The sequence below is a fragment of the Clostridiales bacterium genome, assembly GCA_018333995.1.
In the GTDB taxonomy this organism is placed as follows: Bacteria; Actinomycetota; Coriobacteriia; order Anaerosomatales; family SLCP01; genus JAGXSG01.
The window spans coordinates 1-15,413 of sequence record JAGXSG010000022.1 but is presented as its reverse complement, the minus strand read 5'-3'; the positions used below and the strand labels follow the sequence as shown (position 1 = coordinate 15,413).

Genomic DNA, 15,413 nt, shown 5'->3' with positions numbered 1-15,413 from the left:
CTTCTCCCGTTCGACGTCTACCTGACTTTGCAATCTACTCGGCTGACAAGATGACCGGATACAATGGTTGTCCCCCGTCGTGATGTTCAACCTCAAGGTCTGGATGAGCTTCAACTATCCGAGAAGCCAGCACCTGCCTCTCCTCCTCACCGAGATCCTCGCCTCCGAGAATGGTCAGTGTCTCCGCGTGTTCGGCGAGGATGTCCGATAGCTGGACAGCGACTTCGAGTACGTCGTGACCCACGACCGCGATCTCGTGGTCGGCTATACCGATGACTTGGCCTTTCTTGACGCGGCCGGACTTTGCGACGGAGTCCTTGACGGCCGTGGTGACCTCACCGGTTCGGACACTGGCGGCCGCATCCGTCATGGCTGCGACGTTGACCTCAAGAGACGCGGAGGGATCGACCGCGAGCAGTGCTGCGAACGCTTCTGGAACCGACGTGGTCGGCACCACGCTCACCGGGTGTTTGGCAACGCCGATGACCTGCTGAGCAGCCATCTGGATGTTCTTGTTGTTTGGCAGGATGACGACTTGCTCGGCGTTGACCTCGTTGACGGCCGCAAGGATCTCGGCGGTCGACGGGTTCATTGTCTGTCCGCCGTTCACGACGAGGTCAGCGCCCAGACTGCGGAGGATATCAGTGATGCCCTTGCCGGCGGCGACCGCCACGATCCCGAGCGCCTTTGCGGGGGCATCCGCACTCCGCAGCGCTTCCGTTCGCTCGGCGGTCTGTCTACGCATGTTATTGATGTGTACCTCGGCTATCTCGCCGAGTGAAGTCATACGCGAAAGAAGTTGCCCTGGATCGTTTGTGTGGACGTGGATCTTGAGCATGTCACTCTCTCCCACGACAAGCTCAGATCCACCGGCTTCGGTGGTATATCGCTCAACGGCGTCTTTGTCGAGCGCGTCGCCGTAGAGAAGGAACTCGGTGCAGTAGAGGAACTCGCTGTCGTCCCAGTCATCCACCGGCACGATTGACGTGACAGGGGTTGCCGCGCTTTGTATCGGCGCGAGGTCGAATGGAGTGCCGCGCCACGACGCGATGAGTCCTTCACAGAGGATGGCGAGCCCGAATCCTCCGGCGTCAACGACCCCATTTTCTTTGAGGACAGGCAGTAGCTCCGGGGTATGGCGCACCGAGTCAACAACGGCTGCGAGTGTTGTGTCGAGCGCCGCGTCGAATCCAACACTCGCGTCGGCGGCCTCGCGGGCGGCCACACCTGCGTCCCTGAGTACGGTGAGCATGGTGCCTTCCACCGGCTTGCGAACGGCCTGAAACGCTACAGCCGTTGCACGCTCGAGCGCTTGGGCGAGCGTTTCCGACGGATCGATTGTGCCGTCCGCAGTGCCGACTACCTCGGCTAGCCCCCTTAGAATCTGGCTCAAGATCACCCCCGAGTTACCGCGCGCCCCCATGAGCGAACCATGGGTCATCGCAGCGCACAGCTCGGGCAGGCTTGCCGATGGACCCGTCTGAGCCAGCTGAGCAACGACGGATTCCATGGTAAGAGCCATGTTCGTGCCGGTGTCGCCATCCGGCACGGGGAAGACATTGAGGCGATTCACTTCCTCCGCTCGCTCACGAAGCGCCGCGGTAGCCGAGGAGACAAGAGTGACAAAGGGTACCGGTTGGGACATCGAACCTCTCTCGCTGATCGTTACGAACGGACCTTGATGCCCTGTACGTGCACGTCGACATCTTCGACTCGGACGTCCGCCATCGTGGTGAGAACGTAACGCACCCTGTCGACGAGGTTGTGCGACACCTCACTTAAGTTGGTGCCGTGTTCCATCACCACGTAGAGATCGACCCTCACTCCGTCGCCGGTCGAACGTATGACCACGCCTTTGCGCAACTTCTCCCGTGACAGGAGCTGTGCCACACCGTCACGAAGGGTGGAGCTGGCCATCCCTACGATGCCGTAGCACTCTAGCGCGGCGAAGCCAGCCATGTCCGCAAGGACATCGTTGGCGATGCTGATCTCTCCCCGCACGGCTTCGTGCATGTCGCTGCTCCTTGTATCGGCGTGTTACCGGGACGCCCGGTACCATAGTACGGACAGTATATCCGATTGAAGGCGGTCTCCTGCCCAGACGTAAGCGGCGAACAGGACTTCAGCCGAGCGTTGAGGCTGACCGGTATCCGAGGTCAAGACCAGGGTACGTAGTGCTTGTATGCCGAGGCACGCATATGGTAGCCTGTCCGTCGCTCTTGCTTGAACACTCATGCGCGCTAGATGCGCGGATATATTTCACCTGAAACGGAGTCGCGGTATGTCCAAAGTATGTAGCGTGTGCGGAAAACACCCATCCGCCGGGCGCAACGTGAGTCACTCCCACCGTGTGACCAACAGAATGTTTCATCCGAACGTTCAGAAGGTGCACGTGGTGGTCGACGGTGCGAAGAAGCGGATCAACGTCTGCACCAAGTGCATGAAAGCCGGCAAGGTAGCACGTTCGTAGCCGACTGACCCGCTCCTATCGGCCGTCGTCACGCGCCGTTCTCATCACGGGTACCGTACGGGTCACGCACGGTGCCCGCTTCGCTTTCCACCATCGCGCAGAACGCCTCCACCATGGCGGGGTCGAACTGCGATCCTGCTCCTAATTGCAGCTCTGACAACGCTTCCGAGATTGTCATCGCTCGACGAAACGGTCGCTCCGAAGTCATCGCTACGAACGAATCCGCGATCGCGAGCACTCGCGCACCCACGGGAATGTCGTCTCCAGCAAGACCGTTGACGTAACCGCTCCCGTCGTAGTGCTCATGGTGGTGGTAGACGATCGGGGTCACCGCGTGGAGGGCAGGTGCCTGCTCGAGAATGTCGGCCGCTATCACGGGATGAAGCGTCAGCAGGGCGCGCTCGACCGTTGTGAGCGGCTTGTCTGTGTAGAGCGTGGGCTCTCCGGACGTTGGCATCCCGATGTCGTGCAACATGGCGGCGATCTCCAGCGCGCGCGCCTGATCTCCCGAAAGGCCCATCTGCCTTCCGAGCTCTACCGCGTAACGCATGACTCGGTCAGTGCCGCCCGCCGCGTACGGATCTTTGGTTTCCATGGCGAGCGCAAGCGCGCGAAGGGTGTCAAAGTACAGCTCTCCAGCGGATTCGACCGCGCGCGCCGTTCTGATAGCTGTGGCAACCTGCCGTGCGAGGGTTTCGAGACTGGCAAGGTGGGAGCCGGTGAACCGCGTTGGGTACGCGCGAGCGCCGACGTTAAGCACGCCGAGAGTCCCCTGTTCATCGGCTATGGGAACCGAGACGGCTGAGCGCACGCCGCGGGCTCGTGCGGGAGTTGAACGTCCGGGCATGTCTTCGATGACCAGAGGCTGACCGGAAAGCGCCACCCATCCAGCGATGCCGTCCCCCGGCCTGACGGCCGTGCCTCGAACTACCTCCTCGGGAAGCCCCGCGGCGGCCGCGATCGACAGTGTCGCGCCATCCTCTTGGTACAGCATGATGCTTCCGGTCGCGGCGTCGGTGATACGCATCGCCCGTTCGAGCGCCGAGCTGACGATGTCGTCGACGTCACGCATGTGTGAGAGGTCACGCGCAGATTCTAGCAACAGTCGTGCGGACTCAGACTCTTCGCGCGCGGTTGTCAGTGCGAGGGCGGCCGCGAGCGGGATTCGAAACGCCGAGGTCACGTGATTGAGGACGGGCATGTCGGGAGGTTCTTGAGCGAAGTCAACAGCGGCGACACCCGCCATCTCGCCAAAGTTGACCGGCACAGCGTATCTCCACACGGTCGACGGCCCCTCGGTCTCTGGGCCAAACGTCAGAGTCTCGAGAATGGCGAGACCTTGTTCGTGGGCGGCACGCAACGGACTGATCCCAACTGCGGGAGGCGCGATCTTTCCGCCGGTAGCGCGAGCAACAAGGGCGAGTCCCTCCGTTGCTGAATCAGCGTTCCAGAGCGTGACATCCGCCACGTCACCGATGCTCTTGACCGTCGCATAAAGGGCGTCGACTACGCTCTGTGCATCGATCGATCGTGGTGCGATCAAGTCGACGGCCTGCGTAAAGGGTGAGCCGCGGCCAACCGGCGGAGACGTTTCATCTGGCTCTTGCCGTATCTCATTCGATCGACTCCCGGCGTTGAGGCGCGGTTGCTCGGCGCCGGGGGAAAGATCCGGGGGCAGAGATACTGACGCAGGTCTCATCGCTCGAACAGACATCGCAGCCGCACAGCAGAGCGCGACCGCTACTAGTGCGATTAAGAGCGAACCAAGCAAGACCGCGGCGATTGCGTGGCCCACGGCTGCGATGCCCGTGATAACTGCCACGAAGCGTCCGACTCGTTCTGGCTTCAGCTCCCCCATGCGTCGAGTATATCCAGAGTGCTGATGCTTGTGAAGCGTCCTACAATCTCGGAGCGGTCGCTGACGGTACATCTCCGACCCGCGGAGACAGCACGACGAGTCTCCCCTCGTGCACGCTCACGTTTGCTACTGGTTCGCAGATGACGTTGCTGAGCCCCCATGTTGACAGCGGGGACAGAAGCTCACGTTCAAGCGGGTACCGGACGCCGCTACACGACACACGAGCGGAGCACTGGACAGCGATAAGCGACACGGTAGAACCCCTGCCGAGCAGTTCCAGGTGTGGCCGCACGCGCTCGGAGAGCACCCAGCCGTTCAGGCCGGGGTCTGCGATGTTCACCGCGAATTCGTCGCTGCGAGCAGCGGCGCCGATCGCCGCAAGGGTGTGATCAAGCCGCCCGCCCCAGCATGCTGTGATCGTGACCTCGGAGATGTCATCTCCCGCTAGCGCGGCGAGGGCGAGATCGAGGTCGCTCACGTCCTTGTCCGCGGGAAAGACACGCTCTGGCACGCCAAGACGAGCGCACTCAGCGCGTACGTTGGGGTGGAGGGAGTCAAAGTCTCCAACGATGAGATCAGGGATGCGTCCCACCTCAAGGCAGAGAGCCGCTCCGCCATCGACGGCGACGATCCTTTCGAAGACAGAAAGCAGCCTGGCGTAAAACGATGTCTTGCCAGCGACTGGCGCGGCGCAGACAACGAGCGTCTCACAATCCGGACTCATGCGGCCTCTCCTGAGCGCATTGCCGGAACGGCCCTGTGGACGATTGGCACCACCACAAGGCAGACGATGAGCGCCGCAATGGCTGACGGAACTATGAAACTCGCGTTATAAACCGCCGAGTAGATCCAGACAGGTTGACCCTCGGGGGCGTACTGTCCAAAAAAGATCACACCAGATACGAAGTGTGCCAAGAAGCGCCCGATGGCCCCAAAGGCTATGCCGAGCGTGAGCCACGCAGCGAAACCGCCAGCGCTGGTGGCTTTCAACGCGCGCATGATCCGAGCGGACATCACTCCTGACAATCCAACGAGCGCGTACGCGAGCGGATAGTCGAGTACAGGTTGGACCCAATGGACGATGTATGGGTTGACCAGGAGATCAACAAGTCCATAGAGAGCACCTGTTGCGAGGCCCGGACCGATCCCATGCCGAAAGGCGATCACGAACAGGGGGATCATGCTGAGGCCGATCGTGCCACCCTGGGGCAACCGGGGCATAGGCAGAAACGAAAGCACGGTCGCAAGCGCAACACACAGCGCGATCTCGATCAGGATACGGGTTCTGTGCCTGTCCATACGGTTTCCTCCAACTCGCTTGGCGGGTCGCCGTACGGGAACCGATATAGAGCGGCTGACGGACGCAGCGTCCGCTTGCCTGACCGTGCTGCATGTCCCGCATTACCGGGACAGTCTTTTCGGTCGCGGTCTGGGTGACCGCCTCTCAGCCGCTTTACGCAGCTCCCGATACGGTGATACTAACGTCGATGCTGTCACATAGAACCCGGTCACGCAAGAGCTTGTAGCTTGGGTCTGTAGCTCCGGTGTGGTCAAGGTCGCATTCTCAGCGGGAAGCGAAACGTTCGCCGAGCGCGCGATAGATCGCTCGGGCGATCGTGTCAGCCCACGTGGGATCTCGAAAAGCGGCGAGATCCTCGGGGACCCCAAATGACCCTACGCGCACACGCACGGCTGGAGCTGGCACATCACGGGCGACGGGGTCATCGGCAAGGAAAACACGCTGGACGGGGATGTCCGGTTGAGAGAGAAGAACGACGAGCTCATCGACGAGAGCGACGCCGGGTTCACGTGAGGCAGGCACATCATCATAGGGCGATAACACCGCGATGCCGCCAGGAGGAGTCTCCGGGGCGTCGATGCCGATGAACGCAGTGACGACCGGTGTCGCCTCGAGCGCGCGCTCCGCTCTCACCGTGGGGACTACATCTGTCTCGGTGGTCGAGCGAGTCACGACAACACGAGCTCCCGATGCTTCAACCAGCGAACGGAGCCGGCGTGAAACCTCGAATGTGATGTCGACATCACCGATAGCGGGAGGCTCTGGGTCGATCACGAAGACGAGGTCTTCCATACGGTACGGGAGCAGGGCGCTTGTGGCTGATCCCTCCGCGGCGATGCGGATTCTGACGACTTCCGCGGTTCTGACGCGGGAACCAGGAGCTGGCACGGTCTCGACGACTGTGTCAACGGGCGCCTCGGACACCACAGCCTCGATGCGCACGACGAGCCCAGCCTGTTCGAGACGGCCGCGAGCGGCCGCGATTCCCAAGCCGGTGACGTCTGGCATGAGAAACTCCTCGGTACCGGCCGAGACAACGAGAGAGACCTGAGTGCCGCGCCTGACCTGCTGCGCGGGATCAGGGAACTGGGCGAGCACGATGCCTTCGGGAGCCTGGTCGAAGCGCTTCTCGATCGTTCCTACACTAAGCCCTGCCTGGGAGATTCGCGTCCGGGCAACGCCCTCGGCAAGGCCGGTGACCTCAGGGACCGCGACCGCTGCGGCAGCGTACATCCAGCCACCGAACGTCAGCGCAAGGGCGGTTACTGCCACGAGGGCGGCGATGCTTGCGATAAGAAAACGCGAAACGAACGGTGCACGTGAAGGGCGCTCCCGGATCACGAGTGGCGCCTCGGCACGTGAGCCGACGTCGTGCGAGATATCATTGTTTGAGTGTGTCATCGTCATAGATTTCGAGTGTACCCGGTGAGAAGTCCTTGCCGCGAGAGTGTACTCCAAGGTATCGTGCAACGCTGCAGAGTTTCATGTCAGTTGTGAACGGAGGCACGATTCATGCCCGCGTACGACTTCCGCTGCCGGAGTTGTGAGCACGTATTCGAGATTTCCCGCCGGGCGACCGACGACGCACTGGTTTCGTGCCCGCTATGTGCCGAGAACGCTAAGCGTGTGTACACGCCCGTCGGCGTCGTTTTCAAGGGCGGTGGCTTTCACAACACCGATTACCGTGCGTCGGCCGGAGCGGGTGATTCTTCGAGCGGGTGCGGACCATCTGAGAGCGGTGGCGACTCGGGCGGCACTTCTTCGAAGTCGTGCGCGCGAACCTCGTGTTCTGGATGTACGGGCTGTCCGTAACCGACCCCAACGCGCCTCCTTTCGTGCGGCGCTAATCCCTGCGTACCCAGAACTTCTCGGCACCGGTTCGATAAACCGTCTCGATGAACCGGACCGTCCCGGTCTGGTTGTCCATCGCTATCGAGTGCGTTCGCGCACCTTGCCCGAAGTACTTGACGCCTCGCAGGAGCTCACCGTCGGTCACGCCGGTCGCTATGAACGCGCCTTCGTCCGACGCCACCAGGCAATCCATGTCGAGCACTCCGTCGATGTCGCACGTCGCCATCCGCTCGGCACGTGCACGCTCCTCGGCGTTCCTGAATGCGAACCGCCCCATGAAGCAACCGCCTATGCAGCGCATCGCAGATGCGGCAAGCACTCCTTCAGGCGCTGCTCCGATACCAAGGTACAGATGAATGCCAGTCCCCTCGATTGCCGTTGAGACCGCGCCAAACACGTCGCCATCGCTGATAAGTCTGATACGTGCGCCGGCCTCGCGCACCTCGCGAATGAGATCGGTGTGTCGGTCGCGATCGAGGATACACACCACGATGTCCTCAACCGGCCGGTTGAGCGCCCGCGCGACGTTGCGGACGTTTTCCGCGGGTGGCGCATCAATGTGGACGAGATTCGCCGCGGCAGGACCCGTTGCCACCTTGTTCATGTACGTATCAGGCGCGTTGAGAAGTGACCCCTTCGGTCCAAACGCAAGGACCGCAAGTGAGTTGGGCTGACCGTACGCGGTGAGATTGGTTCCTTCCAGCGGGTCGACCGCTATGTCGATCTCTTCGCCTCCAGCGCCGACCTTCTCGCCGATGTAGAGCATCGGGGCTTCATCACGCTCTCCCTCACCAATCACTACTTCACCGCTGATGTCGAGCGTGTCGAAAGCCTTGCGCATGGCTTCCACGGCGGCGGCGTCCGCCGCATGCTTGTCTCCCCTGCCCATCCACCTGGCGGCTGCCAGTGCGGCGGCCTCCGTGACCTCAAGCATCTCGACGATACGCGTGCTACGCATCACTCCTCCTCCATCATCAACGACATCTATGCCCGAGCGATCCGGGCTACCGCACACACCAAAGCATGGCGGCGAAGTGCCCATCAGGGCCTCCAGGCGCAGGCAGGCTCTGAAACCACCCCTGTGAGGTCACGCAGTGCCGCCACTCCTCCGGCAGGCGTTCACCCACCGGGCTAGTCACGAACCGCGTACCGGTTTCGCTCGATAGGAAGGCCTCGATGACATCGGTATTCTCACGTTGAGTCACCGTGCACGTCGAGTACACCACGAAACCGCCGGGACGAACAAGACGAGAAGCGGTCTCGAGCATCAGTTGGCCGAGGCGTGCCAGCGTGTCGATGTCGCGGGGAGTAATCCGCCAGGTACGCTCAGGATGGCGTCGCAAAGTGCCGAGGTTGGAACATGGCGCGTCGAGAAGCACCACATCGGCAGAGGACTGTCCTCCGAGTGTCTCAATCGCACGCATGTCCGTTAGATCGGCTACTCTGGCGTCAACTCCGGGAACGCCGAGGAACGCCATCCGCTCTTGAAGCCGCTTCACCTTGCTGGCGTTGATATCAGCGGCCACGATTCGAGCGGCCGATCCGCAGCGGACGGCGTCGGCCTGCATCAGGAGTGTTTTGGTGCCTCGGCCAGTAGCGCAATCAACCGCGACTCCCCCAGGCGGTGGTGACGCCAGTGAGGCGATCACCTGAGCAGCCGCATCGACAGAGACGCACGCGCCGCGCGCCATCGCGGGAGAGCGAAGCGCCGCACGAGGTACGTCGGCTCGTACGCATCCTAGGGGCGAGCAGAGTTCCGGAGCACCGCCAACGGCTTGAAGTTCAGCCAATAGATCGTCGAGGGATCCGGCGAACGGATTGTGCGCAAGGTATGTGGGCGCGGGAGCCAGCGATGCGTTCAGGAACGCGTGTGCGGCGTCCCAGCCGATCTCTGAGACGAGCAGTTCTACGAGCCACAGCGGGTGACCCGTGGCTCGCGCAAGCGCGTCTGGCTCCCTGCGGGGATCCCCCCACGGAAAAGAGGGCGCATCGGTTGCGAGCCGCCTGAGAACCGCGTTCGTCATCCCGGCACTGGATGGCTGGATGTGCCTCGCGGACTCGACCGCCTCGTGCACCACCGCGCGCGCTGGAGTTCGAGCGAACAGAAGCTCATACGCGGCAAGGCGCAACACGTCTCGTACGGCGGGGTGAACGCGCGAGGGACGTGAAAGGTACCTGTCTAAGGCTTCGTCGAGCGTGCCCTGAGCCGACACGACTCCATAGACGAGCCGAGTGGCAAGGGCACCGTCTCTGTCGTCAAGGTGAGCCGATGCAATTGCATCGGCTATGATCGCTCCTGCCCACGCGTTACGCCGGCGAACGTCGGAAATCACCGAGCGGGCCACCTCACGCGCGGAGTCGGGTCTCACGGGCACCGTGTCCAGCTGCACGCGGCCCCGAACCGGGCACCGCGCGCGAAGCACGCACCATCCATCGATGCACGACCCGCTGGGCGGACCTCGGCCAGAGCGATCGACCCATCGGCGAATCCGGCGATTAGACGGCTTCCGTCGAAGGTGGCCTGTCCTGGTGCGAGGTGAGTGGCGGTAGCGAACGCCTTTGTGACTGTGAGAATGGTGTCTCCTACACGCAGTCGTGCAGGAGCGCTGCGGGTCGATGCGCGAACTCTTCTCAACGCCTCGTCAACCCGGTGTGTGGGATCAAGCGCGACGTCATCACGGGTGACCTTGTGTGCGTAGGTGGCATTCGCGTCGTCTTGCGGTGTCCATCTCACGCTCCCGGACTCAATGTCGCGTAGCACATCGATGAGCGCCTGGGCACCCACATCGGCGAGGACTGCGGTCAACTCATCAACCGTTGAATCACCTACTTGAACGGTGATCCGTGAGGCGTACGGTCCTGTGTCAAGGCCTTCCTCCATCCGCATGATCGAAACGCCGGTCACGCTCTTTCCGTCAAGAATCGCACGGTGAACGGGAGCCGCGCCCCGGTACTCGGGAAGGAGGGACGCGTGTACGTTGACCGCACAGTATCGCGGCACCGACAAGACCGCCGAGGGAAGGATGAGGCCATACGCCGCGACACAGATCACGTCTGGTGCCAGTGCATCAAGAAACGCGACTTCTTCATCGTCCCGCAAAGTCGCGGGCTGGCGTACCTCAAGTCCGAGTGATGCCGCAACGTCATTTACTGGCGACATGGTGATGGTTCGGCCGCGTCCAGACGGCCGATCAGGCCGTGTGTAGACGGCTTGAACCTCGTGGCGTGCCGCGAGCGAACGTAGCGATGGTACGGCGAACGCTGGTGTCCCCATGAACACTACCTTCAAGGAGATTCCTCCGATCGGCCGTCAACATGAGTCACTGGGACTGCTCGTGATAAATCTCGTTGCGGTGCCGGATGGCATCCCTGCGTGTTTGCGGATCGCAGCGGTCGAGTATCAAGACACCGTCCAGATGGTCGATCTCGTGTTGCAGGACACGGGCGAGTAACCCGTCGGCTTCGATCCGGAGCGGCTCACCCGTCAAACTGAGAGCCTCGCACGTAACCCGGCAGTTGCGGCTGATGTCGATGCCTATCCCAGGCACCGACAGACACCCTTCTTCGGTCGACTCACATTCCTCGGAGCGTTCAGTGATCACGGGGTTGCAGAGCACGACAAGCTCGTCGTCGACGTCGTAGACGATGACGCGCTTCTGGACGCCGATCTGTGTTGCGGCGAGTCCAACTCCCGGCGCATCGTACATGGCGCGCGCCATGCGTGCGACAAGGGTGGAAAGGCCGCTGTCGGCGGTTGGATCGACATCCGCCGCACGCTGCTTGAGTGCTGGGTTTGGGTGTTCGAATATCCGCATGTTCGCGGTTTCCTCCCGCGTGAATGTGTACTGGGGCAATTCGTATCAGCGCCCGCGTGGTGCAACCGCGAGCGATCTCAATGACGAAGGCTATTCTACCCCACACGCCGCCGCTTCATGAAAGGTCAAGCGGGTCGATGTCGGGCGCGACGCTCACTCCCGCGGGCGCATGAGACGAGTCGAGAGCATCGCGCACTACTCGTCCGAGCGCGTCGTCGATCCCGGCTTTCACGAGCACGTGCCAGCGGTGTCTGTCTTTGATGCGTGCGAGTGGAGCGGGAGCTGGACCGATGACCTCAAGTCTGTGATCTCGGCGGCGAAGGGCCTCAGCGATCACGCCTGCGTGCGTACGCGCAACGTCAGAATCGGTGGACGTCACGACGATGTTTGCGAGTCGCCCGTACGGAGGGAAGCCGAGCGCCTTGCGGTCGTGACTGTCAGAAGCGTAGAAGATGGATGGATCCCGGCACGCAACCGCCCTGATAGCGGGATGCTGCGGCCAGTACGTCTGGATGATCACGGTCCCTCCAGCAGCTCCACGGCCAGCCCGGCCTGCTACCTGTTCGAGTAGCTGAAACGTCCGTTCGCCCGCTCTCACATCCGGAAGGTGAAGTGTCGTGTCCGCGCTCACTACCCCGACGAGAGTGACGTCGGGGTAGTCCAGGCCCTTTGCGACCATCTGGGTGCCGACCAGCACTGCTGAGCTGTGGGACTCGAACTCCGCGAGCCGCCGCTCATGTCCACCTCGTGCCGAGGTTGTGTCAGCATCCATTCTGATGATCGGCGTGTTGGGAAGCAGCCGGGCGGCCTCCTCGGCTACGCGCTGTGTGCCAGCGCCGAAGCGCCGCAGGTATGGACTTGAGCACCGGGGACAGTCGGCTGGTATCCGGACGTGTGTGCCGCAGTGGTGGCATGCAAGCATCGGTCCAGTGTCGTGATACGTGTACGAGGTGGAACATCTGTCGCATCCGGGAACGAAACCGCACTCACGGCACAGAAGAAACGACGCGTAGCCGCGGCGATTCATGAGCAGCATCGCCTTTTCGCCACGATCAGCGACACCTGAGAGCGCATCGGCCAGACGGCGCGAGAACATCGATCGGTTCCCGGCTGCAAACTCTACGGTAAGGTCAACAACCTCCACAGCCGGTATCCGTCCTGCGCCAACCCGTTCAGGCAAGTCGACAAGCGCGCACAGGCCACGAGTGTGCGCATACAGTGATTCCATTGAAGGTGTCGCGCTTCCGCTCACAAGCACTGCGCCACGCTCGTATGCAAGCCAGCGTGCCACGTCCCGCGTCACATAGCGCGGGGATGAACCCTGCTTGTATGACGTCTCATGCTCTTCGTCGATGATGATGATCCCCAGATCCCTCACCGGTGCGAAGATGGCTGAACGCGCGCCCACCACGATGTGCGCTTCGCCTGCCACCATCCGGTCAAATTCGTCGAGACGCTCACCCGGGGTCAGCCGACTGTGCAACACGGCAACATCATCACCAAATCTCGTGCGGAATCGTCCGACCGTCTGGGGTGTGAGCGCAATCTCCGGCACGAGGACGATCGCGCCGCGGCCGGCCTGCCTTGCCTCCTCGATCGCTCGGAGATAGACCTCGGTTTTGCCTGATCCGGTCACGCCGCGAAGAAGTACCCATGATCCCGGCGAGGCCTCCGCGATCGCTGTTAGCGCTTGCAGCTGTCCTGCTGACAGAGTCTCGTGCCGCGGGGCCGGCCGGGTCGACGCCAAGGGGTCTCGGCGTCGGCGCCTCTCGGTGATGGTCACGGCGCCTGCGTCCGCAAGCCGCCTGATAGCATCGCTTACCGGACCCAGCAGGGCGGTAAGCTCTCCTGTTGTGAGCGGACCTTCGCTCAGCGCGTCGAGTAGCGCTCGTTGACGGCGGGCGTTGGGACTCGGCTCGAACTTCGATCCAGCCGCTCGCTCGACGACTCGCTCGATCACAGGCCGAACGGCGGCTTGCTTGAGCTGCCACTCCCCGTCTTTGACGTATGCGTCCGGAACCGAGCCGGGTGGCAGGAACAAGCGAACGGCATCCGCCAGCGGAGCTACGTACTCCTCGGCGATTCGAAACGCGAGTCGCGCTGCGACACTGTCGAACCGCGGGGGCGAGAGAAACGCGATGACCGGCTTACGGCGCGGTACGTCACTGTCGTTGACGATCTCGACGACGTGTCCAACGGCACGGCGCTTGCCAAACTCGACAAGCACGGCGCGGCCGACAGCGGCCTGCGCGTCGAGGTGTGACGGGATGTCGTAGTCGAACGCCGCTTCGAGCGCCCGCGCCGGTATATCGAGAACGACGCGCGCTACCCTCACGCTACACCTCTTCGCAACCCCTCGGGGCAGATACGTCAGTCGTTGAGACCGGCAGCGTCCGCGAGTGCTTGTGCACGGTCGGTGCGCTCCCAGCTGAAGTCTTTGTCAGTGCGTCCAAAGTGCCCGTACGCCGCTGTCTTGCGATAGATCGGACGGCGCAGGTCCAAATCGCGGATGATAGCACCAGGGCGCAAGTCGAACACCTCGCTCACGGCCTTTTCGATCGCGCTCGCGGGAACCTTCTCGGTGCCGAACGTCTCGACGTAGACAGAGAGCGGATGGGCGACGCCGATCGCGTAGGCGAGCTGAATCTCGCATCGCTCGGCAAGTCCTGCGGCGACCACGTTCTTCGCGACCCAGCGCGCGGCGTACGCAGCCGAGCGGTCGACCTTCGTGCAGTCCTTGCCCGAAAACGCGCCGCCGCCGTGGCGGCCCATGCCGCCGTATGTGTCCACGATGATCTTTCGCCCGGTAAGGCCCGTGTCACCCATAGGTCCGCCGATGACAAAGCGGCCAGTGGGGTTAACGAAGACCTCGGCAGCCGAGTAGTCGATGCCTTCAAGGTCAAACACCGGCTTGATCACGTGTTCGACGAGGTCTGGCTTGAGAAGTCCGTCAATATCGACACCATCGGCGTGCTGGGTCGAGATGAGGATCTTGTCTATGCTCACGGGCACGCCGTCGGAGTAGCGCACGGAAACTTGGGTCTTGCCGTCGGGGCGAAGGTAATCCAAGACCCCGCCTTTACGTACCGCTGTTAGGCGCTCGGCGAGACGGTGGGAAAGGTAGATGGGCATGGGCATGAGTTGAGTGGTCTCCGTGCACGCGTAGCCGAACATCATCCCCTGGTCACCGGCACCCACAAGATCGAGAGGATCACCGTTTATGCCGTGCTGGACCTCGAATGACTCGTCTACCCCTTGTGCGATGTCAGGGCTCTGCTCGTGGATCGCCGTGACCACACCGCACGTCTCGAAGTCGAATCCAAATTTCGCACGGGTGTATCCGATGTCGGCAATCACGCTTCGAACGATGGACGGGATGTCTACGTATGCATGCGTGCGGACCTCGCCCGAGACGACGACCAGTCCCGTCGTGACGAGAGTCTCGCACGCGACACGAACATATGCCGGATCGGCAGCGGTACCTGCAGGGGAAACGAAGCCCGACTCGGCAAGCTCGGTCTCACGGGCCAAGATCGCGTCAAGGATCGCGTCCGATATCTGGTCGCACATCTTGTCAGGGTGGCCCTCGGTTACCGACTCTGAGGTGAACAGGTACTCGCGTGCGGGCATTCGTCCTCCTTTGTGTGTCCGCGTCACCACAATCCAATGACGCACGAAAAAACCCTCGCCAGCCTTGTCGAGGGTCAATCTGGTACGCACTCTGGGTGGTACCGCGATCTTCCCTCATCTTTCAGGCGTATGCAGCGCCTGCCGAGAAGTGGCACCGTGCGTCACTTTCGACACCGGTTGCCGGGGCTTCGTTGGGCTCGGTCCCTCCACCCGCTGCGGTCGTGCGACCGCCTCTAGATGAGCATCGTCACGATAACATGAGGCTGTGTGAAATGCCTAGTGGACTCCCGGCGAGCGGCGTCAAGCGGCGTCCAGTGTCGATACATGCGTCCCTAAGTTCTCGGGTACCATGGGACCGACCAGTATCGTTTCACCGAACGAAAGGTATCCAGGTGTCCGCACCCCCACGTGTCCGATTCGCCCCGAGTCCCACCGGCCGTCTGCACATCGGCGGGGCCCGCACCGCTATCTACAATTGGGCGTACGCCC

The 15,413-nt window shown here is 62.3% G+C and carries 15 protein-coding genes and 1 riboswitch; of the genes, 3 read left to right on the top strand and 12 right to left on the bottom strand.

The features are described from left to right. Positions 1-34: 34 nt before the first annotated feature. Positions 35-1,645: a DAK2 domain-containing protein gene (locus tag KGZ40_06315; GenBank protein ID MBS3957123.1), complete on the bottom strand. Its 1,611-nt coding sequence runs from the start codon at positions 1,643-1,645 to the stop codon at positions 35-37. Between the two features lie 20 nt (positions 1,646-1,665). After that, positions 1,666-2,013, bottom strand: coding sequence for an Asp23/Gls24 family envelope stress response protein (locus KGZ40_06310; GenBank protein MBS3957122.1), 348 nt, complete (start codon positions 2,011-2,013; stop codon positions 1,666-1,668). Positions 2,014-2,281: 268 nt separating this feature from the next. On the opposite strand from KGZ40_06310, the gene rpmB reads away from it, so the two are divergent. Then, positions 2,282-2,470, top strand: a complete 189-nt coding sequence (gene rpmB, locus KGZ40_06305; GenBank protein MBS3957121.1) for a 50S ribosomal protein L28 — start codon at positions 2,282-2,284, stop codon at positions 2,468-2,470. A 28-nt stretch (positions 2,471-2,498) separates the two neighbouring features. Here rpmB and KGZ40_06300 read toward each other — a convergent pair whose 3' ends face one another. From KGZ40_06300 to KGZ40_06285, 4 genes are all read right to left on the bottom strand, one after another. Beyond that, entirely contained in the window at positions 2,499-4,013 is a 1,515-nt protein-coding gene (locus KGZ40_06300) for a GAF domain-containing protein (GenBank protein MBS3957120.1), read from the bottom strand. Between the two features lie 355 nt (positions 4,014-4,368). Beyond that, positions 4,369-5,052 carry a thiamine diphosphokinase gene (locus KGZ40_06295; GenBank protein ID MBS3957119.1) on the bottom strand — a complete coding sequence of 228 codons (684 nt, stop codon included), beginning with the start codon at positions 5,050-5,052 and terminating at the stop codon, positions 4,369-4,371. Next, positions 5,049-5,627 (bottom strand): energy-coupled thiamine transporter ThiT, encoded by a 579-nt coding sequence (thiT, locus tag KGZ40_06290; protein ID MBS3957118.1) that lies wholly within the window; start codon positions 5,625-5,627, stop codon positions 5,049-5,051. Before thiT ends, KGZ40_06295 begins: the two co-directional genes overlap by 4 nt. A 265-nt stretch (positions 5,628-5,892) precedes the next feature. Then, entirely contained in the window at positions 5,893-7,035 is a 1,143-nt protein-coding gene (locus KGZ40_06285; protein MBS3957117.1) for a PASTA domain-containing protein, read from the bottom strand. A gap of 105 nt (positions 7,036-7,140) precedes the next feature. Between KGZ40_06285 and KGZ40_06280 the strand changes: the two genes are divergently transcribed. Next, positions 7,141-7,440 (top strand): hypothetical protein, encoded by a 300-nt coding sequence (locus KGZ40_06280; protein MBS3957116.1) that lies wholly within the window; start codon positions 7,141-7,143, stop codon positions 7,438-7,440. 31 nt (positions 7,441-7,471) lie between these two features. Here KGZ40_06280 and glpX read toward each other — a convergent pair whose 3' ends face one another. From glpX to metK, 6 genes are all read right to left on the bottom strand, one after another. Then, a complete protein-coding gene (glpX, locus tag KGZ40_06275; protein MBS3957115.1) occupies positions 7,472-8,437 on the bottom strand; it encodes a class II fructose-bisphosphatase in 966 nt (321 codons plus the stop codon). A gap of 46 nt (positions 8,438-8,483) precedes the next feature. Beyond that, the gene (locus KGZ40_06270; protein MBS3957114.1) at positions 8,484-9,812 is read right to left on the bottom strand and encodes a methyltransferase domain-containing protein; all 1,329 of its coding nucleotides are present in this window, start codon (positions 9,810-9,812) and stop codon (positions 8,484-8,486) included. 32 nt (positions 9,813-9,844) lie between these two features. After that, the gene (fmt, locus tag KGZ40_06265) at positions 9,845-10,768 is read right to left on the bottom strand and encodes a methionyl-tRNA formyltransferase (GenBank protein ID MBS3957113.1); all 924 of its coding nucleotides are present in this window, start codon (positions 10,766-10,768) and stop codon (positions 9,845-9,847) included. A gap of 31 nt (positions 10,769-10,799) precedes the next feature. Further along, positions 10,800-11,294, bottom strand: a complete 495-nt coding sequence (gene def, locus KGZ40_06260; protein ID MBS3957112.1) for a peptide deformylase — start codon at positions 11,292-11,294, stop codon at positions 10,800-10,802. A 115-nt stretch (positions 11,295-11,409) separates the two neighbouring features. Beyond that, positions 11,410-13,629, bottom strand: a complete 2,220-nt coding sequence (gene priA, locus KGZ40_06255) for a primosomal protein N' (protein MBS3957111.1) — start codon at positions 13,627-13,629, stop codon at positions 11,410-11,412. Between the two features lie 35 nt (positions 13,630-13,664). Continuing rightward, the gene (gene metK, locus KGZ40_06250) at positions 13,665-14,924 is read right to left on the bottom strand and encodes a methionine adenosyltransferase (GenBank protein ID MBS3957110.1); all 1,260 of its coding nucleotides are present in this window, start codon (positions 14,922-14,924) and stop codon (positions 13,665-13,667) included. Between the two features lie 111 nt (positions 14,925-15,035). After that, positions 15,036-15,168: riboswitch (SAM riboswitch) on the bottom strand. Between the two features lie 28 nt (positions 15,169-15,196). Between metK and KGZ40_06245 the strand changes: the two genes are divergently transcribed. Beyond that, positions 15,197-15,413, top strand: a 217-nt coding sequence (locus KGZ40_06245) for a hypothetical protein (protein MBS3957109.1), incomplete at its 3' end; no start/stop codon positions are given.

Bases quoted from the DNA above. Each gene is read 5' to 3' on its own strand.
- KGZ40_06315 (MBS3957123.1), bottom strand. From the start codon at position 1,645: ATGTCCCAACCGGTACCCTTTGTCACTCTTGTCTCCTCGGCTACCGCG.
- KGZ40_06310 (MBS3957122.1), bottom strand. From the start codon at position 2,013: ATGCACGAAGCCGTGCGGGGAGAGATCAGCATCGCCAACGATGTCCTT.
- rpmB (MBS3957121.1), top strand. From the start codon at position 2,282: ATGTCCAAAGTATGTAGCGTGTGCGGAAAACACCCATCCGCCGGGCGC.
- KGZ40_06295 (MBS3957119.1), bottom strand. From the start codon at position 5,052: ATGAGTCCGGATTGTGAGACGCTCGTTGTCTGCGCCGCGCCAGTCGCT.
- thiT (MBS3957118.1), bottom strand. From the start codon at position 5,627: ATGGACAGGCACAGAACCCGTATCCTGATCGAGATCGCGCTGTGTGTT.
- KGZ40_06285 (MBS3957117.1), bottom strand. From the start codon at position 7,035: ATGACGATGACACACTCAAACAATGATATCTCGCACGACGTCGGCTCA.
- KGZ40_06280 (MBS3957116.1), top strand. From the start codon at position 7,141: ATGCCCGCGTACGACTTCCGCTGCCGGAGTTGTGAGCACGTATTCGAG.
- glpX (MBS3957115.1), bottom strand. From the start codon at position 8,437: ATGCGTAGCACGCGTATCGTCGAGATGCTTGAGGTCACGGAGGCCGCC.
- def (MBS3957112.1), bottom strand. From the start codon at position 11,294: ATGCGGATATTCGAACACCCAAACCCAGCACTCAAGCAGCGTGCGGCG.
- metK (MBS3957110.1), bottom strand. From the start codon at position 14,924: ATGCCCGCACGCGAGTACCTGTTCACCTCAGAGTCGGTAACCGAGGGC.